Source organism: Micromonospora sp. NPDC047557, assembly GCF_043205095.1.
Lineage (GTDB): Bacteria > Actinomycetota > Actinomycetes > Mycobacteriales > Micromonosporaceae > Micromonospora.
This window is the reverse complement of sequence record NZ_JBIDDK010000005.1, coordinates 232,382-251,087: the sequence shown is the minus strand read 5'-3', so window position 1 is coordinate 251,087 and position 18,706 is coordinate 232,382. Positions and strand designations below refer to the sequence as shown.

The 18,706-nt window shown below is 71.0% G+C and carries 14 protein-coding genes; 5 read left to right on the top strand and 9 right to left on the bottom strand.

What is annotated here, in order from left to right; all coding sequences use genetic code 11:
* Window positions 1-313 precede the first annotated feature (313 nt).
* The gene (locus ACGGAQ_RS15955; protein ID WP_393049466.1) at window positions 314-2,632 is read left to right on the top strand and encodes a BTAD domain-containing putative transcriptional regulator; all 2,319 of its coding nucleotides are present in this window, start codon (window positions 314-316) and stop codon (window positions 2,630-2,632) included.
* Between the two features lie 110 nt (window positions 2,633-2,742).
* On the opposite strand, the gene ACGGAQ_RS15950 is transcribed toward ACGGAQ_RS15955, so the two are convergent.
* Together ACGGAQ_RS15950 and ACGGAQ_RS15945 are read right to left on the bottom strand one after the other, a co-directional pair.
* Window positions 2,743-3,816, bottom strand: a complete 1,074-nt coding sequence (locus tag ACGGAQ_RS15950) for a glycerophosphodiester phosphodiesterase family protein (RefSeq protein WP_393049463.1) — start codon at window positions 3,814-3,816, stop codon at window positions 2,743-2,745.
* A gap of 186 nt (window positions 3,817-4,002) precedes the next feature.
* A complete protein-coding gene (locus ACGGAQ_RS15945; protein ID WP_393049461.1) occupies window positions 4,003-6,033 on the bottom strand; it encodes a PQQ-dependent sugar dehydrogenase in 2,031 nt (676 codons plus the stop codon).
* Window positions 6,034-6,957: 924 nt separating this feature from the next.
* Between ACGGAQ_RS15945 and ACGGAQ_RS15940 the strand changes: the two genes are divergently transcribed.
* Window positions 6,958-8,004 carry a polysaccharide deacetylase family protein gene (locus ACGGAQ_RS15940; protein WP_393049458.1) on the top strand — a complete coding sequence of 349 codons (1,047 nt, stop codon included), beginning with the start codon at window positions 6,958-6,960 and terminating at the stop codon, window positions 8,002-8,004.
* A gap of 68 nt (window positions 8,005-8,072) precedes the next feature.
* On the opposite strand, the gene ACGGAQ_RS15935 is transcribed toward ACGGAQ_RS15940, so the two are convergent.
* Entirely contained in the window at window positions 8,073-8,387 is a 315-nt protein-coding gene (locus ACGGAQ_RS15935; protein WP_393049455.1) for an STAS domain-containing protein, read from the bottom strand.
* Window positions 8,388-8,850: 463 nt separating this feature from the next.
* On the opposite strand from ACGGAQ_RS15935, the gene ACGGAQ_RS15930 reads away from it, so the two are divergent.
* Entirely contained in the window at window positions 8,851-10,353 is a 1,503-nt protein-coding gene (locus tag ACGGAQ_RS15930; protein ID WP_393049453.1) for an FAD-binding oxidoreductase, read from the top strand.
* 175 nt (window positions 10,354-10,528) lie between these two features.
* Window positions 10,529-12,460: a copper resistance protein CopC gene (locus ACGGAQ_RS15925; protein WP_393049450.1), complete on the top strand. Its 1,932-nt coding sequence runs from the start codon at window positions 10,529-10,531 to the stop codon at window positions 12,458-12,460.
* 61 nt (window positions 12,461-12,521) lie between these two features.
* Here the strand turns inward: ACGGAQ_RS15925 and ACGGAQ_RS15920 are convergent, their stop codons facing one another.
* Genes ACGGAQ_RS15920 through ACGGAQ_RS15905 form a run of 4 tightly spaced genes read right to left on the bottom strand, consistent with a single transcriptional unit; the run spans window position 12,522 to window position 16,131 of the window.
* The gene (locus ACGGAQ_RS15920; protein WP_393049448.1) at window positions 12,522-13,403 is read right to left on the bottom strand and encodes a TauD/TfdA dioxygenase family protein; all 882 of its coding nucleotides are present in this window, start codon (window positions 13,401-13,403) and stop codon (window positions 12,522-12,524) included.
* Window positions 13,404-13,420: 17 nt separating this feature from the next.
* Window positions 13,421-14,200: an ABC transporter ATP-binding protein gene (locus ACGGAQ_RS15915; RefSeq protein WP_393049445.1), complete on the bottom strand. Its 780-nt coding sequence runs from the start codon at window positions 14,198-14,200 to the stop codon at window positions 13,421-13,423.
* On the bottom strand, window positions 14,184-15,230 hold the full coding sequence (locus ACGGAQ_RS15910) for an ABC transporter substrate-binding protein (RefSeq protein ID WP_393049442.1): 1,047 nt from the start codon (window positions 15,228-15,230) through the stop codon (window positions 14,184-14,186). Before ACGGAQ_RS15910 ends, ACGGAQ_RS15915 begins: the two co-directional genes overlap by 17 nt.
* Window positions 15,231-15,264: 34 nt before the next feature.
* The gene (locus tag ACGGAQ_RS15905; protein ID WP_393049439.1) at window positions 15,265-16,131 is read right to left on the bottom strand and encodes an ABC transporter permease; all 867 of its coding nucleotides are present in this window, start codon (window positions 16,129-16,131) and stop codon (window positions 15,265-15,267) included.
* A gap of 214 nt (window positions 16,132-16,345) precedes the next feature.
* Between ACGGAQ_RS15905 and ACGGAQ_RS15900 the strand changes: the two genes are divergently transcribed.
* Window positions 16,346-16,717, top strand: coding sequence for a metalloregulator ArsR/SmtB family transcription factor (locus ACGGAQ_RS15900; RefSeq protein ID WP_354855751.1), 372 nt, complete (start codon window positions 16,346-16,348; stop codon window positions 16,715-16,717).
* A gap of 34 nt (window positions 16,718-16,751) precedes the next feature.
* On the opposite strand, the gene ACGGAQ_RS15895 is transcribed toward ACGGAQ_RS15900, so the two are convergent.
* Window positions 16,752-17,570 carry an SAM-dependent methyltransferase gene (locus ACGGAQ_RS15895; protein ID WP_393049435.1) on the bottom strand — a complete coding sequence of 273 codons (819 nt, stop codon included), beginning with the start codon at window positions 17,568-17,570 and terminating at the stop codon, window positions 16,752-16,754.
* 76 nt (window positions 17,571-17,646) lie between these two features.
* Window positions 17,647-18,657 (bottom strand): PaaX family transcriptional regulator C-terminal domain-containing protein, encoded by a 1,011-nt coding sequence (locus ACGGAQ_RS15890; RefSeq protein WP_393049432.1) that lies wholly within the window; start codon window positions 18,655-18,657, stop codon window positions 17,647-17,649.
* Window positions 18,658-18,706 lie beyond the last annotated feature (49 nt).

Here is an 18,706-nt window from a genome sequence, read left to right as displayed (position 1 = left end):
CTGTTCGGTCATCGGATCTCAGCTCCGATCGGCGGGTGACACGCAATGCCGGGAAGTCTGGACCGCGCCCGTGCCAGTTGCTTGTAGGGGCCGTTCGGGTGCCGTTGCGGCGGTCTGAGGGAAACCTGAGTGCGCGTTTATGCCGATAGCGCATTGCAGTCAGTAAGTACACCGACTCTTTTGGTTATGGCGATGCCGCTCGATGAAGACAATGATCGTGCCCGGGGGGAAGCCACGCCGGGGGCGACGACTCGTAGTGCCCGGTTGTCTCTTCGCTCGCCTGAGCCTCCACGAGAGAACACAGGAGCGGTGAATGTCCGGAGACAATGTCAACCATGCCTGGCGCCCGTCGACGCCGGCTCACAGCGAAGGTGGGGGCGAGGCATCGACCGCAGAACGACACCCGACGGGTGGCGACCCGGGGCGGGCGCTGCGCCGCCTCGCCTCCGCCGGTGACCGCGCGGCCGCGCACCTGTGGCTCGCCACCCAGCCCGACCTGCTGGCCGCGACACCCGACCCGGCCGACGCACCGGTCGCGGAGATCTGGCGCGCGGCGCTGCGGCACCACCTCGCCGGGGAACCACACCTGGCGGCGGCCCGCCTGGCGACCGCGCCGATCGGCGCGACCGGCCCACACGCCGTGCAGATGTACTGCCACGCGGCGATGCACCACCTGCTCGACGACGACATCGAGCGCGCCAGCACCGACGTCGAGGAGGCGGCGCGTGCCGCCCACGCGTGCGGCGTCCCGACCGCCCACCAGGCGTACGCCCGGGTGGTCGTGCTGCTCGCCGCCGCCACCGGCGACGCGGCGGCGACCCGCGGTCGGGTGGAGGCGACCGACGGGCTGCGCCGCGCGGACGCCGGCCTGTTCCGGTTGATGGTCCACCTGGACCTGGCCGGCCACCTGCTGTGGGCCGGCGACGCCGCCGACGCGCTGCGGCACGCCGAGGCGGCCGTCCGACTGACCGAGGTGGCGGGCGACACCGGTTTCGAGCCATACGCGCTGACCCTCGCCGCCGTGGCGAAGTGTCAGCTCGGTCGGTTGGAGGAGGCGCTCGCCGATGGCGCCGCAGGGCTTCGCCTGCGGGAGCTGGCCGGAGTCGCCGCCGACGAGGCGATCTCGCTGGCCGCCCTCGGGATGGTGCACCGCCGCCGGCGGGAGCCGCGGCAGGCCCGGCAGGCGTTGGAGAGCGCTCTGGCCGCGGTGGGCAGCGGTCAGCCGCGCATCGTCTCAACGGCCTGGGTCCTGGCCGAGCTGGCGCGGATCCGCGCGGCCGACGACCTGTGCGCCGCGCAGGATCTCGCCGAACGGGCGGTCACCATGGCCCGGGAGCCCGAACGGCCGTACGCCCTGCTGGCCCGCGGTTGGGTGGCGCTGCTGCGCGGTGACACCGCCGCCGCCCACTTCGACGCCGCCGAGGCCCGCACCGGCGCGACCGTCGGGCGGCGACGGGCCACCCTCGTCGAGGCGCTCCAACTCACCGTGCTCGCGGCGGACGACCCGCGCGCGTCCGCCGGGCTGCTCGACGACGCCGCCGCGCTCTGCCGGGAACTGGGCGACCCGGCCGAGGAGGCCACCGTCCAGCTGATCGCCGCCCGGCTGCAGGGGCGGCAGGCCCGCCGCGGCGCCGAGGGCGCCGAGCAGAAGCTGCGCCGCTGCGGGGTACGCCTGGACCCGGGCGTCGCCGACGGGCTCACCGCGATCACGCTGCGCGTACCGGCGGTGGTCATCCACACGCTTGGCGACTTCCGGGTGTTCCGGGCCGGCGCCGTCGTCCCGTACGGCGAGTGGCAGTCCAAGAAGGCACGGGACCTGCTGAAGATCCTCGTCGCGCACCGGGGACGCGCCGTGCCCCGGGCCAGGCTGATGGAGCTGCTCTGGCCGGACGAGTCGCCGTCGCGGACCGCGAACCGGCTGTCGGTGCTGCTGTCCACGTTGCGCCGGGTGCTCGGCACCGGACGCCGCACCAGCGGCCGGGGCGCGGTGCTGGCCGACCGGGGTTCGGTGGCGATCGACCTGGACGTGATCGACGTGGACGTCGAGACGTTCCTGACCGCCGCCGAGGAGGCGCAGGCCGCCCTGCGGGGCGGACACCCGGACACGGCCCGTGCGCTGGTCCGCGCCGACGAGCTGTACGGCGGGGACTTCCTCGCCGACGACCCGTACGAGGACTGGGCGCAGCCGCTGCGGGAGGAGGCGCAGGTCGCACACACCAGCGTGCTGCGGGCTCTGGCCCAACACGCGTCGGACACGGACCAGAAGCTGGTCTACCTGATGCGGCTGGTGCACCGGGACCCGTACGACGAGGACGCCCACCTGGAGTTGGTGCAGGTGCTGCGCGCGGCCGGGCGGCACGGCGAGGCGCAGCGGCGTTATCGCACGTACGTCGAGCGGATGCGGGAGTTGGGCATCGCGCCGGCCGGCGGCGAGGCGACCGACCCGGACGCGGGGGCCGCCGGACAGCACACCGAGCCGTCGGCCGAGCCGGGGGCACGGGTGGGCCGGTGGCGGGCGCCGGCCGCGCAGACCCGGCCGTGGACCACGGAGTTGGGTGGCGCCCACCGTCCGACCGGCGTCCCGGCACAGCGGACGGGGAATCCGAGGAGGCTCATTGAGCATCCGGCCTGACCGGGCCGCCCGAGGTTCGCCGGCCGTGCCGAGGCACGCCCGCCGGACAGGACCGGCCCCGCGAGCGCGCCAGGCGGCTCACGGGACCGGCCCCGGATCGGGCGTGCGGGTCAGTGGCGGGGCTGGTAGCTCTTCGGCAGCCGCATGCCACGCTCGGCCATGATCGCCCGGACCCGGTTGGGGTAGTTGGTGATGATCCCGTCGACGCCCATGTCCATCAGCGCGGACACGGTGGCCGGGTCGTCGCAGGTCCACGGAATGATCTTCAGGCCCCGGACGTGCGCCTCGGCCACCATGGTCGCGTCCGGGTAGAAGCGGAAGTTCGGGTCGCTGATGGTCCCGTTCTGCGGGAATCCGTAGTTGGGCGACAGGGCGGTGACGCCGGGAATGGCGGCGGCTGCCTTCACGAAGTCACCGTCGTAGTCGTCAGCGTCGATCCCGCCCAGCCAGGGGGACGCGCCCGGCTGGCCGACCTGGAGGAAGTCGTAATTCGTGAGGGCCACCAGCGGCCACTTCGGCGCGAGCCGGTGCATCTGGCTCAGCGCGCCCCAGTCGAACGCCTGGATGGTGACCTGCTTCTCGATGCCGGAGGCGTGGATCTCCTCGAAGACCCGCCGGACGAACAGCTCGCGAGGCGCGGTCTGCTCGGGCGCGCCCGCCTCGACCTTGGTCTCGATGTTGAGGGTGATCTGCTTGGCCCGGTAGCTCTTGACCAGGTCGAGGACGTCCTTCAGCTCGACCATGCGGAAGCCCTTGACCTGCTCCTGCTCGGGAAAGCCCGGAAGCTGCTGGTAGCCGCAGTCCATCGTCTTGAGCTGGGCGAGGGTGAGGTCCTTGATGTACTTGCCGACGTACGGGTACATCGGGTCACCGGCCGTGACCGGTGCGGTGTCGGCGCACTTCTGAGCGCTTATCTGGCGGTCGTGGTTGACGACCACCTTCTGGTCCTTGGTGATCTGGGTGTCCAGCTCCAGTGTGGTGACACCGAGACGCATCGCCTTGCCGAAGCCTTCCAGCGACTCCTCGGTGGTCATGCCGATCCCGCCGCGGTGGGCCTGGAGGTCGAAATGAGTCTTCTGGGGGTGCAGCGCGCTGGCGCTGTCGACGGTCGACGCGTGCGCGGCTACCGGAGCGGCGAGCGCGGGCAGAACGGCAAGGCCCGCCAGAACGTGACGCAGGGACATGGTGCAAACCTCAGCTCTTTCAGGTGCAGATGCCCTGGTGAGGCTAGGTGGGAGGCGACCCGGCGCGATGACCTCGGCACAAGCGGGGTGTGAACGCTCGCCGAACCTCCGAGGTGCGGGGACCGCGTCCCGGGCTCGCCGACGGCCTCCGCGCCGAAGCGCGGTGACCGTCGGCGAACGTCCCGGCTAACCGCCGAGGGTGACGTGCAGGACTCGTTCGTTGCTGTTGTTCGGGGTGCTGTCCTTGTCACCGGTGTTGGTGGTGGTGAGCCACAGTCCCCCGTCGGGCGCCGGCTCCACCGTCCGCAGCCGGCCGTAGGTGCCACTGAAGTACGTCTGCACGTTCGTCAGGCTGCTGCCGCTGATCACGGCACGGTACATCCGGGCACCGCGGGCGCAGGCGACGTAGAGCGCGTCGCGCACGATCGCGATGCCGGAGCAGGAGCCCTCGGCGGTCGGGTAGGTGCGGGCCGGCGCGATGTAGCCGGCGGTGCCGCAGGTGCCGCTGGTGCCCTCGCAGGCCGGCCAGCCGTAGTTGCCGCCTCGCGTGATCAGGTTGGTCTCATCCATGATCGAGTTGCCGAACTCCTGCTCCCACAGGCGGCCCTGCGAGTCGAACGCGAGCCCCTGCGGATTGCGGTGACCGTAGCTCCACACGTAGTTGCCGAACGGGTTGTCCCCCGGGACGCTGCCGTCCGGGTTGAGGCGCAGGATCTTGCCCTCGAGGCTGGAGCGGTCCTGGGCGTACGCGCCGTTCTGCGCGTCGCCGGTGCTGGCGTACAGCTTGCCGTCCGGGCCGAAGCGCAGCCGGCCGCCGTTGTGGTACTTGTTGCGCCGGATCCCGCTGAGCAGGACCTGTTCGCTGGCGGTGGTGAGCCGGTCGTTCTCCATCTTGATCCGGACGATCCGGTTGTCGCTCGGCGAGGTGTGCATGATGTAGAGCCACCGGTCGCTGGCGAAGCTCGACGAGATCGCGAGACCCAGCAGGCCACCCTCACCGTCGGTGCTCTGCACGTTCGGCACAGTGCCCACGGTGGTCTTCGCCCCCGTGGCGGGGTCGAGGTGGATGATGTCGTGCGCGTCGCGGCGGTTGTAGAGGACGGTGCCGTCCGGCAGCGTCACCAGCCCCCACGGGACGTCGGTGTCGGTGGTGACCTGCCGCACCGTGCACACCGGGTTGGCGCAGGTGCCGCCGGTGCTCACCGCGACGGTGCCGCTGCGCGCCGAGGCGTTGTCCTGCCCGTCGCGGGCGAGGACCTGGTACTGGTACGTGGTGTTCGCCGCCAGGCCGCTGTCGGTGAAGGTGGTCGCCGGCGGGGCGCCCGTGACAGTGCCGATCTTCACGCCACCGCGGTAGACGTCGTACGCCCGGACCCCGACGTTGTCGCTCGACGCGGCCCAGCGCAGGGTCACCGTGGTCCCCGACGCGGTGCCCATGAGCTGCGTCGGCGTGCTCGGCGGCACGGTATCGGCCTGGCAGGGCGGCGGGGTGATCGTCACGGTGGCGCTGGCCTGCGACACGTTCCCGGCGGCGTCACGCGCGTTGACGTACAGCCCCCAGGTCGCGCTGGGCACGACGGTGAGGCTGGCGGACGTGGTGCCGCCGTTCACCGAGGTCATGAGCTGGCCATCGTGGTAGATGTCGTAGAACGCCACCGCGACGTTGTCCGTCGAGGCGTTCCACGCGAACGTCACCGAGTTGCAGGTCAGCCCGCTCACCCGAGGGTTGCCGGGCGGTGTGGGTGGCTGACTGTCGGCGCTGCCGAGCGACGACGTCCAGCGCTGGTTGGCCTGCCCGTTGCACGTCCAGAGGCCGACAGTCGTGCCGTTGGCGGTGCCTCCGCCGGTCACGTCCAGGCAGAGTCCGGACTGGACACCGACGATGCTCCCGTCGGCGTTGACCCGCCAGCGCTGGTTGGCGCCGCCGGTGCAGCCGTAGATCTGCAGCGCGGCCGGTGCGCTCGTGTCCTGGCCGACCACGTCCAGGCACATCGTCGCGTCGTACACCCGCAACTCGCCGGCGGCGGTGAACGTCCACGCCTGGTTGGCCTGGCCGACGCAGTCGTAGATGTTGATGCCGGCGCCGGGTGTGCGTGAGTTGCCCACCACGTCCAGGCACCGGCCGGACGCCACGCCGACGACTGTCGACGGGCCCGCCGCCGACGCCGGCACGCCGACCGCCACGGCCAGCAGCATCGCCGCGGCAAACGCCGGCACCAGCCGTCGTGGTCTGACTCGGGCGAAGGTTCGCATCCGTCCTCCAAGGTCGGGGCATCGAACGGCCCGACCCCACGCCGGACGACTCAGCGTCCGACCGGACCGACGAGGAAGCAACATCGACCATCAAAGATGGATTCGCGACACATGTCAACGATCTCGCTCGATCGAGGACAAACCCGATCAACGAGGTCGCCGCCGACGTCGGGGCGGTACGCACGCCACCACCGCGGGCGCCCACGGTGATCCGATCCGGCGGCCGGACCGCCCAGCCCGCCGTGCGGGGCGATCCGGCCGGCGGTCAGCTCGCCCTGCGTGAGACCGTTGGCCGAGGTGCGGCCGTCTGCCGTCGCCGCCCGGCAGACCAGGTCGCCGCGAGCGACCCGAATCGACACCCGTCAAGGTCTGTCGATGGCGGAAGTATTGGTAGTACGTCGGCGGACTGTCAACGTTTACCGGAAAGATTGCGGAGCCGCTGTCGACCCCCGCGCACGTGACGAACTGTCGAGCCTGGCCACGGCCCTGATCAATCCATCCACAACGGATGCTTCGGCGAACCCGTTCGTCGATTGGTCGGATCTCTGTCGGTAATTCCGGGAGGTTTCCGGATCACCACCGTCCGTCCGCCCTGAATCCCGAGGCGATCAGCTCCACCGCCGCAGCCAACGGATCGCCATTGCGGCGACATCCCGGCTGCTCCGGATCGGTCCCGTGACGCGAGGACAGCTCCGGATGGCTATCGGCGTGGGTTCCGGAAATTGTTGACGCGTCGGAATTCTCGCTGTAATACTTCGATCCATTCTGGTCGATGCGATCCCGCTTCCGGCGGGTTTCGGTCGATCTCCCCACCCACCACCCACACGTCCGGACCGGACCATGCCGCCCACACACCGGGGCATGCTCGGACCGGTAGAAGGAGCGCAGATGAGCACTGTCTCCGCTGGCACGCTCGTACGGTCGAGGCGACTACGCGCGGTGCTGTCCATCCTCGCCACCGCCGTCGCGACGTGCGGCGTCTTCGTCGTGGCCACCGCGACCCCGTCGAGCGCCGCCACCTGCAACGGCTACGTCGGCCTGACCTTCGACGACGGTCCGACCGGCAGCACCAGCGCTCTGCTGAACGTGCTGCGCGCCAACGGCGTACGGGCCACCATGTTCAACATCGGGCAGAACGTGCAGAACAACAGGTCGGCGGCGCAGGCACAGGTGGCCGCCGGCATGTGGGTCGGCAACCACAGCTGGAGCCACGCCCACATGACGTCGATGAGTCAGTCCCAGATGCAGTCCGACCTGTCCCAGACGAGTTCGGCGATCCAGTCCGCGACCGGCATCCGGCCCCAGCTGTTCCGGCCGCCGTACGGGGAAACCAACTCGACCCTCCAGTCGGTCGCCTCGTCGCTCGGGATGCGGCAGGTGATCTGGGATGTCGACTCACAGGACTGGAACGGCGCGAGCGTCAGCCAGATCGTGTCGAACGCCAGCCGTCTCCAGGCCGGCCAGGTCATCCTCATGCACGACGGGATCCAGAACACCCGCGACGCCATCGGCCAGATCGTGGCCAACCTGACCAGCCGCAACCTCTGCCCCGGCATGATCTCGCCGTCCACCGGTCGCGCGGTCGCACCCGACGGCGCGACCCCGCCACCGGGCAGCACGACACCCCCGCCCAGCAGCACGACCCCGCCGCCGTCCGGCGGCAGCTGCACCGCGACGGCGACGACGACGAACGTCTGGGGTGACCGGTACAACACCTCGGTCACCGTCAGCGGCACCAACACCTGGACGGTGGTTGTCGCCCTCACCTCGCCGCAGAAGGTCTCCACCATCTGGAACGGCACCGCCACCTGGGACAGCACCGGCTACGTCATGACCGTCCGTCCCAACGGCGGCGGCAACACGTTCGGCTTCACCACGATGTTCAACGGCAACAGCAGCGCCCGACCGCAGATCCGGTCCTGTACGGCCGGCTGACACCACGACGGTCCTGCGTGGCGTCGGCATGACGCCACGCAGGACCAGCCGGGCCTTCGGCACCCGATTCACTCGAACAGGTGCTCCACCTGGGTGATCCGCAGTACACGCCGGGTGATGCCGCCGGCACCCCTGATCGAGAAGCGGGAGCCGCCCCGCTTCGCCCGGTCGGCGGCCAGGAGCAGGATGTGGACCCCTGCGGCGCTGAAGAAGTCGACAGCCGCGAGATCGCAACAGACGTCGGGGTGGCTGTCCAGGGCGTTGGTAAGCGCCGCCCCCAGCAGCGGGGCGGTTTCCATGTCGACATAGCCCGCCGGGGCGACGATCAGCCGGTCGGCGGAGAACGCGGCAGACGAGTTGACGGGCTCGGTGTAGCGAGCCACGGAGAAGGGTTGTTCCGGGGCAGCCGGGCCCCAGAACCCACTCGGGTAGCGACGAGCGAATCGGGTCGGTGTCGCCCGCGGAGGGGGGATCGCCATCTGTACGCGGTCGGTCATGGGCACACGCCTCCCGTTGGAGATCCTGGACAGGATGGGCGCGTGACTTGACCCGGTCACACCGTAATGAGGATTTCCGCTGGCCGCCAGTTGACCTCACTCCCAGGCCGTACGCGAGGTGGGCCGCGATCAGTCCGCCACGACGAGCGCCCGCGGCGCAGCGGCCTTCATCCGCGTACGCAGCCACGTGAGCCACGCCGAACCCGGCCCACCTCGATCACTCGACCGGGTTTTCGGACAAAAAGGCTCATCTCCGAATAACTCTCCCGTAATACCGTGAGTCGCGTGCCACCGGACCAGAGTCGCTCTGGTCGATCGCTGGCGTAACCCACATCGAGAGGATCGGACCATGCGCGACCTATCTCGTCGCGAAGTACTCAAGGCGACGGCGGCCGTCGGCGCGGGTGCCGCGGTATTCCCCGGCATCGTGGCCGCCGGCACCCCGGGATTCGCGGCCGACGGCGGCCCTGGTCCGTCTTCCACCGCGGAGTGTCCGCCGGCGGAGCTGACCGGTCGCATCGTCCGCCCTCAGGATCCCGGGTACGCGAACGCGAGCCTCGGCTGGGACGAGCTGTTCGTCCGCTACCCGCTGGTCATCGTCTTCGCGCAGAACACCCAGGACGTGGTCAACGCCCTGACCTGGGCGCGGCAGAACGACGTCGCGCTGCGGGTACGCAGCGGCCGGCACAGCCTTGAGGGCTGGTCGAACGTCGACAACGGCATCGTGATCGACGTGAGCGAGTTGAAGTCGACAGACATCGACTACGCGAGCCGGACCGCACGGGTGGGCGCCGGGCTCAACCAGCTGGAGGCGGTCACCGCGCTCGGCGAGCACGACCTCGCGGTGACGACCGGGACGGAGGGAAGCGTGGGCCTGTCCGGCGCGACCCTGGGCGGCGGTCTCGGGTTCCTCACCCGCTACCTCGGGATGGCCTGCGACAGCCTGATCGGGGCGGAGATCGTCGTCGCGTGGGGCACCAACGGCGCCAAGGCGATCGAGGTGGACCTGCACAACCACGAGGACCTGCTCTGGGCCCTGCGCGGCGCGGGCAACGGCAACTTCGGGATCGTCACCTCACTCACCTACCGGGTGACGCCGCTGCGCAGCGTCGCCTACCTCCAGGCGACCTGGGACGGCCTCGGCGACCTGGAGGAGATCTTCGAGACCTGGCAGCGCGTAGCTCCGTTCACCGACTACCGCCTGGGGACCCAGGTCGAGATCCACAAGTCCGAGATCCTGCTGTTCGCGGTGCTCGCCGATGGTCCGGAGGCGGAGGCGCGGAAGCTGCTGGAGCCGATCCTCTCGATCGGCAATCCCGAGGTCACCGTGCAGACCGGGGGCTGGGGCGAGATCTACGCGGGCTTCCAGATCCCGACCGACGACGAGCCCGCCAACTGGAAGTTCTTCTCGCAGTTCTCCAACAGGCCGTTCCCGCGCAAGGCGATCAGCGTGGTCCGCGCCTTCATGGAGGAGGCGCCCACGGACGACAGCAACTTCTTCCTCCAGGCGTTCGGCCGTGGGGCCCAGGCGCATGAACCCCGTGGCGGCTCCGCGTTCCCGCACCGCGACGCGCTCTTCTACTCCGAGCCGGGCGCCGGCTGGGGCACGCGCGGGGAGCCGGACAGCGGCGATGCGCTCACCCCGATCGCCCAGGCGTGGATCGCCGAGTTCAGCCAGGCCCTGCGGCCGTACGTCGACGGCGCCTACGTCAACGTGCCGAACATCGGGATGGCGGAGTGGGAGTCGGCCTACTGGGGGTCCAACTTCTACCGACTGCGCAAGGTCAAGGCGAAGTACGACCCGCACAACGTCTTCCAGTACGAGCAGAGCATTCCACCCGCGACCTGCTGAAGCGACGGTCCCGGGCCACGCGTGGGCGTGGTCCGGGGCCGCGGCCGCTCGGCGACGGTCGTGGCTTCTCGCGGCGTCGGCCAGCCGGAGCGAGCGGAGCGGCGCCAACTTTTGCCGTCTGTGAAAAAAGATCAGCTCCTTGTGAAGAAAGCCTCACCCCGGTGAGGATATTCAGATGCGTCGTCTCCCCCAGAGTCTCGGCCGGCTGGTCGCGAGCCTGCTCGCGCTCGCCCTCGCCACGGCGGTCACCCTTCTCTCGTCCGCTCAGCCCGCCTCAGCTCACGGGACGCTCGCGATGTCCACTCCGGAGAGCGGCGCCACGGTGCAGGGGCCGTTGACGTCGGTGGCGCTGTACTTCACGGAGAAAGTCGGCGCCAACGCGTACTTCACGGTCACCGCGCCGAACGGCGTCCGCGTCGACAACGGCTGGACGTACGGGGAGCCGAAGGCACTGACCAAGCCGGTGCGGGAGTACTTCCTGGTCGACGGCCAGTTCCAGCCACGCGAATACACGACGGGGTTTCCGGCGGTGGTGTCGGTCGCGCACCTTCCGGCGGCCGGCCAGTACTCGGTGAGCTATCTGTCGGTGGCCTCCGACGGTGACGCGGTGCGCGGCACGATGACGTTCCGCTATACCGGCCGGGCGACCACGGCGCCGCAGGGTTGGCAACCGCCGACCCAGCAGCCCGACCCCGCGCTTCTGGCCGCCATCGATCAGCACGCGTCCACGGGGCAGCAGCCGGTGGCTTCGGCGGCGCCCGCCGGATCGCCGAACACAGCTCAGGCGGCGCCCGCCGTACCCTCGGATGGGCGAAGCGGCCCGGGCGCGCTGCTCTGGGTCGGCGGGGCGGTCGCGGTCCTGGCGGCGGTGGCGGGATTCGTCGTGTGGCGTCGACGCTCGTCGACCGTCGGTGGACCGTCTGGCCGGGTCCGCGCGTCGAAGGCGCCGGCCGGCCGGGGTGGTCGCGTCGCGCCCTCGGCACGCAAGCCCGTCGCCCGCAGGAGCGCGGCAACCGCCAACAGGAACGCGGCAACCGCCGCCACGGGCGCGGCAACCGCCGGCACGAACGCGGCAACCGCCGGCACGAACGCGGCGACCGCCGGCGGCAGTCGCGCGGCCGGTGGCAGGCAGGACAACGCGGTGGTAAGCGGGTCACGGCTGACCAACACCCACCTGGCGCTGCTCGTCGGCGGCTTGGTGGTGGCTCTGCTGGCCGGCTTCGGGCTCGCCCGCATCGGCGCCGGTGACGCGTCGCCGGCCGGTGACGGGCGTCGGCCCGCGGCCGCCGGCGGGGTGCCGACCGGCTCCGGGGAAGCCCTGTCGGCCGGAAACGGGCACGACCACGCGCCCGGGACCGGGCCGCACTCGCATCCGGGGGACGTCAGCGCGGGTGAGACGCTGGCGACCGGGACGACTGTCAGCGCGGGCGGCTACACGTTGCAGCCCCTGGAGCGGACCCAGCCGCCCGGCGTACGCGCGGACTACCGGTTCCGGATCGTCGGGACCGACCGGCAGCCGGCGACGCGTTTCGCCGTCGTGCACGAGAAGCCGTTGCACCTGATCGTGGTGGGTCGCGACCTGGGCGGCTACCAGCACCTGCACCCGACGATGGCGCCCGACGGCACCTGGAGCGTCCCTCTGACACTGGCCCGGTCGGGTGGCTACCGCGTCTTCGCCGACTTCTCCGTCAGCTCCCCCGACGGTCGACAGGTGCCCCTCGTGCTGGGCGTCGACCACCACGTGCCGGGCGCGTACGCCCCGGCCGCGTTGCCACCGGCCCAGGCGCAGGCGACGGCCGGACCGTTCACGGTGTCGATGACCGGGACGCCCACCGCCGGGGTGACGGCGCCGGTGCGATTCCAGCTCACGCGCACCGACGCCGCCGGGCCGGTCCAGCCGCAGCGGTACCTGGGCGCGTACGGGCACCTGGTCGTCGTTCGCGAGGGCGACCTCGGGTACGTGCACGTCCACCCGGAGCAGGAGCTCGTCGACGGCGCGGTCGCGTTCTGGCTGACCGTCCCCAGCTCCGGCCGGTACCGGGCCTTCTTCGACTTCCAGGTCGACGGGAAGGTCCAGACCGCCGAGTACACGATCAACCTGCCCTGACCGGCGGCGTGCGCGGGCGAGCGGTACCGGAAGGCCGCTCGCCCGCCGCGCGATGCGGCAGTCACGCCGAGGCGGCCCGCCAGGGATCGACCGGACCGCGGGGACGGTCGCCGCGCAGGGTGATGCGGTGTACGACGCGCCGCGCGCCGCCGTAGTCACGGTTGGCGTAGTGCGCGGTGGAGCGGTTGTCCCACATCACGACGTCACCCGGGCGCCAGCGGTGCCGCACGAGGTGCTCGGGTTTGGTGAGGTGGGCGTAGAGCAGGTCCAGAAGCGCGCGGCTCTCCGCCTCCGACACCCCGACGATGTGCGAGGTGAAACCGGGGTTGACGAAGATGCCCTTGCGTCCGGTCTCGGGATGCACGCGCACCACGGGGTGCTCCACCGGGTCCAGTCGGGTGACCACCTCCCCCTCCCACACGCTGCCCCGGCCGCCACGACGCTGCGCGAGGTAGTAGCCGAACTCCCGGTTGCCGTCGTGCACGGCGACCAACTGGTCCACCAGTCGCCGTATCGGCGCCGCGAGCGAGTCGTACGCGAGCTGACTGTCCGCCCAGGTCGTGTCACCACCGCTGGGCGGCAGCGTCACGGCGCGCAGGATCGAGCCGAGGGGCGGACGGGCCACGAAGGTCACGTCGGTGTGCCACACGTCGGCGAATCCGTTGTCGGCGCTGTCCAACGCGTACACCTCCGGGTGGTCCTCGTCGACGCCGCCGACCACCGGGTGCGACGCGGTCAGCTCGCCGAGCCGGCGGCCGAGGCGTACCTGCCCGTCGTCGTCGAGGCGCTGATCGGGAAAGAACAGCACCTTGCGGTCCACCAGCGCCGCGCGTACCGCCGCCAACTCGGCGTCGGTGGCGTCGTGCAGGTCGAGGCCGCGCACCTCGGCGCCGAAGTGCGGACCGAGCGGGTCCAGAGCCAGGTTCACGAGAGTGTCGGTCATTGCGAGGTCCCTTCGGTTCAGGCAGCGGCGGCGCGTACGGCGTGCCCGATGGTGGCGCGCAGGGCCGCGTACTCCGGCGAGCCGCGCAGTTCGTCGGGTCCGACGCCGCTGCGCGGCAGGTCAACGTCGAGGTCGAGCGCGACGCGCCCGGGTCGGCGGGTCAGGACGATCACCCGGCTGCCGAGGAACACGGCCTCGTCCACGCTGTGGGTGACGAACACGCAGGTGCGGCCCGTCTCCGCACTGACCTGGCGCAGGTCCTCCTGCAACCGCTCCCTGGTGAGCGCGTCGAGGGCCGCGAACGGCTCGTCGAGCAGCAGCAGCGGATGATCGACGGCCAACGCGCGGGCGATGGCGACCCGCTGCTGCTGCCCGCCGGACAGTTGCCAGGTGCGCCGGTGGGCGACGTTCGGCAGGCCAACCCTGTCGAGCAGGGCGGACACCCGGTCGACGCGCTCGGAGCGCGACACGCCGGCGTAGCGCAGCGCGAGCCCGACGTTGCCACCGACCGTCTTCCACGGCAGCAGCCGTGGCTGCTGGAAGACCAGTCCGGCGTTGCGGCCGGGCACCGGCGGAGCGCCGGCGGCGGTCACCGCTCCGGTCGTCGGCCGTTCGAACCCGGCGACCAGCCGCAACAGCGTCGTCTTGCCACATCCGGACGCGCCCACGAGGACCACGAACGCGCCCTGCGGTACGCGGATGTCGACCGGGCCGAGGGCGGTGACCGCGTCTCGCCCGACACCGTACGTGTGGGTGACGTCGTGGACGGCGACCGCGGCGTCAGGGCTGGAGGACACCCGGCAGGCCTTTCGTGTAGATGGCGGCTTCGAAGACCGACCGGTCCGGCACCGCGTCGATCTTCTTCTGCTCCTTGAGGAACACGGCGGCGGCGTGCAGGTTTCCGGCGAGCCCGCCGACCTTCTCGGGCGTGCCCAGCCACTCGGGACTGGTCAGGTCGGCCGGTTTGAGGAACACACCCTGGCTCAGTTGACGCTGCGCCGCGTCGGTGTCCAGGTTCAGTTCACGGCCCACCGCGGTCGCCGCGGCGGTCGGGTCGCTCGCGATGAGGTCGAGCGCCTTCGCCTCGGCCTTACGCCACGCGTCGACCGCCTCGGGATGCGCGTCGACGAACGCGGTGGAGACCACGCCGAGATCCAGCGTGGGCTTACCCGCGGTGGCCAGCTCGCGGCTGCTGATCAGGACCTTGCCACTCTTCTTCAGCTCGTCGAGCGAGGGCAGCCACGAGTACGCGGCGTCGAGGTCACCACGCGTCCACGCGGCGAGGATGTCCTGCGGCTCCAGGTCGACCAGGGTCACCTCGCTCTCCTTCACCCCGGCCTGCTCCAGGGCGGCGAGCAGGCTGAAGTGCGCGGTCGACGCGAACGGCGTGCCGATCTTCTTACCCCGCAGGTCGGTGACGGTCGCGACGTTGGCGCCGTTGCGGGCCACCAGCGCCTCGTTGTCCCCGGCGACGTCGAGGACGAAGGCCACCTTGTAGGGCAGGTTCAGTGGCGCGGACAGGCCGCGGGCGACCGGGCTGGATCCGATCGCCGCGATGTCCACACTGCCGGCCGCGAACGCGGTGTTGATGCTCGCGCCGGAGTCGAACTTGGTCCAGGTGATGGTGTAGTCCGGCAGTGCCTTCTCCAGCAGTTGCTGGTTCTTGACGATCAGGTCGCCGCTGGGGAACGCCTGGTAGGCGATCCGGATGTTCTTGCGCTGCGGGTCGCCACCGCCGCTGGCGGCGCCGTTGCCGCAGGCGGCGAGCGCGACGGCGGCGAGGAGCGCGGCGCTGGTGACGAGGATGCCGGTCAAGGGTCTGCGCACGGGCACGTCCAATCTCTTCAGGGGCAGGGGGCGGTCAGCTTCGACCACGCCAGGGAACGAGCCGGTTCTCCGCGATCCGCAGCACCGCGTCGATGAGGAGACCGGACAGCCCGATGGCGAACAACCCGAGTACGACCACGTCGGTCTGCGAGTACCGCTGCGCGTCCCGAACCATCCCGCCGATGCCCGGCACCCCGTTGATGGTCTCGGCGGCGACGACCGACGAGTAGGCGATGCCGACGGCGAGTCGGATGCCGGTGAAGATCTCCGGTAGCGCGTGCGGCAGCACGACGTCACGGGTCACCTCCCAGCGCCCGCCACCCAGCGCCCGGGCCGCCTCGACGAGCGTGGCGGGCGCGGCGTTGACCGCGGACGCGGTGGCGACCGCGACCGGAGGCAGCGCGGCGATCGACAGGAGCCACAGCTTCGGGGTCTCGTCGATGCCGAACCAGATGATGAGCAGGCTGAAGTACGCCAGCGGTGGCAGGGCGCGGACGAAGGTGACCAGCGGCTCGGTGACGACGCGCACCCAGGTGACGGTGCCCATCACCAGGCCGAGTACCAGCCCGGCCACCACACCCACCACCGAGCCGATGAGGATGCGACGCAGGCTCACACCGAGGTGCTCGACGAGCAGGTGACCGCTGTAGCCGCGGGTGCCGTCATGGGTGGTCGAGGTCTGCACGAGGCGGTCCCACACCGCCCCGGGAGACGGGATGAACGTGGGATTGTCCGTCACCACGGCGAGGATCTGCCAGAGCACGAGCAGGACGACGAGGGCGACGGCACGCAGAGCCGTCCGGCGTACCCAGCCGGCGCCTCGCCTCCGTCGCGGGTCACGTGTCGAGGGTGGGGCGTCGCCGTCGACGCCCACGGTTCGCACTGCGGAAACAGCGGTCATGATCTCTCCCGATCAGTAAGACCTACTTTTCCTACAGCTTTGGTTGGTTATACACAAGGGGCGTCCACAGCGTGGAACCACCGCCGGCCCGACCCCCCGGGGGCCCTGAGGCGGCGGGCAGAGAGTGGCAGGAATCGATGGTGTCGTGATGAGCACATCATCGGACCGATGATTTGTCCGGTTCGGCCGCTCGATTCCCGCAGTTGGTGGAACGATGGCTGTCGTGGGAACTGCCGATACTGCCATGCCTGCCATCTCGCCGCTTGCCGGTGAGCCGATCAAACGCGCCGATGCCGAGCGGCTCGCGGGGGTGCTGAAGGCGTTCGCCGATCCGGCCCGCCTGCGACTGCTCAGCCTGATCCAGGCCGCCCCGGAGGGCGAGGCCTCGGTCACCGACCTCACCGCGCCGCTCAACCTCTCTCAGCCGACCGTGAGCCATCACCTGCGGATTCTCACCGAGGCCGGTCTGATCGAGCGCGAGAAGCGCGGCGTCTGGGCGTATTACCGCATCGTGCCGTCGGCGATCGCGGCGATCGCCGACCTGTTGACGCCGCCCCGCAAACGGCCGACGAAGAAGACCCGCTGAGCGACCGCGGCGCTGGCTTCGGTGGCGGTCGTCGTCACCGGACCCGGGCGACGGCGCCGTTGAACGACACGTCCTGCACGGACGGACGCGGCTGCGGCGCGTCGTCGGCGTGCCACCGCGCCACGGACACGACGCCGGGCTCGACGAGCTCCAGCCCGTCGAGAAGGGCCGCGAACTGCTCGGTCGTCCGGGCCTGGAACCGGCCGTCGCGGTTGTTGGCTTCGAGCTGGGCGATGACGGCGGGCGGCAGGTATTCCCAGGTCACGTGCGAGGCGACCACGTAGCTGCCGGACGGCAGCGCCGCGATGAGCCGATCGAGGATGCCCTTGGGGTCCTCGTCGTCGCGGATGAAGTGCAGGATGGCCACCAACATCAGCGCGACGGGTTGGGTCAGGTCCAGTGTCCTGCGCAGGTCGGGATGGGCGAGGATCTTGTCCGGTTCCCGCAGGTCGGCGTCGAGATAGGCCGTCCGCCCCTCGGGCGTACTGGACAACAGCGCGCGGGCGTGGGCCAGGACGATCGGGTCGTTGTCGACGTACACCACCCGTGCCGACGGTTCGATGGCCTGGGCGACCTCGTGGGTGTTGTCGGCGGTCGGGATGCCGGTCCCGATGTCCAGGAACTGCCGGACGCCGTGCTGCGCCAGGAAGCGCACCGTGCGTTGCAGGAACATCCGGTTCTCCACGGCGGCGAGCCGGATGGTGGGCATCGCGGCCGCGAGCGCGTCGCCGGACTCCCGGTCGGCGGCGAAGTTGTCCTTGCCACCCAACAGGTAGTTGTACCTGCGGGCAGGGTGCGCAACGGAGGTGTCGATCCGGTCGGCCGCCGAAAGGTCTGCACCGCCTGACGTCATCCGGCCTCCCCAGCGCTGCGCGTTCTCCACAAGGTACACACCTCGTCGCCGGTGGGGAGACCCCGTCAGTTCCCGTTCAGGTCGTGCAGCTTTCGACCGCCGCCGATGCGCCGCCCGGGTCCGGAGCCGGGTCCGCACCGAACACCCCGGCGAGGAGGTCGGCGGTGGTGTGCGCCTGGATGCCCGGCTGCGTGCCGTCGAACCGCGCGACGACCGAGCGGACGTGGCGCGCGGCGGGTTCGGCGAGGCCGTCGTAGACGGCCTCGAACAGCTCCCGGGCCGGCTGTCGGAGCCATCCGGCCGGCAGCAGTTCCAGCGGCAACCGGGGGTCGAGGGTGGGAAACCGGCGGAAGGTGTCCATGACCTCGGTACGCGCCCGCACCGCCGCCGCGCCGTCGACGGCTCCGGATCGCAGCATCGGCACCAGGGGCGTCCACCGTCGCAGGAACTCCTCGTAGTGCCGACGGATCGCCTCGATGTCCCAGGCGTCGATGGGAGCGCGCTGGCCGATCGCGTCGAGCGCTGCCTGTCGCCCGCGAAACACCGTGACGGCGCCGAGGGTGAACCGGGCGAGCTTCGCCCTGCCCTGCGCGCTCAGTTCGTACGGCGAGATCCACAGCCCGTCGTACAACGGCGCGTACCCGAGCCAGCGGAGCTGGCCACGCAGGGCCCGCCGCTGGGTGCTGTGATCCTGCGGCAGGGAGAAGGCGACGAGGGTCCAGCATCCGTCCCACGCCCTGACCTCGGTGGTGGCGGCCAGGATCCAACTGCCTCCGCTGGACAGGTTCGCGGCGGCGGCGCGGCTGATCCGGTAGGAACTGCGCCGCCCCTCCCGGCTGCCCTCCAGCACACCCCGACGGGCCAGGCGGCTGATCGCGGCGCGGGCTCCGGCCGTGCTCACCCCGGCCTCGGCGAGCAGCGCGACGAGGGCGGCGGACGGGATCCGCGCGCGGTTGCGCAGGGTGTAGTCGGCCAGCAGGGTCACCGCGAGATCCTGCGGCGAGCTGCCGGCCTGCCGCCGGGGCAGCCGCGGCGGGTCGTCCCCGTCGTCGGGATAGATCTCCTCGATGGTGAAGGGGCTTGCCACAGGCGCTCCCGGCTCGGCTCAGGGACGGTGCACCGACTGTAGACGGACG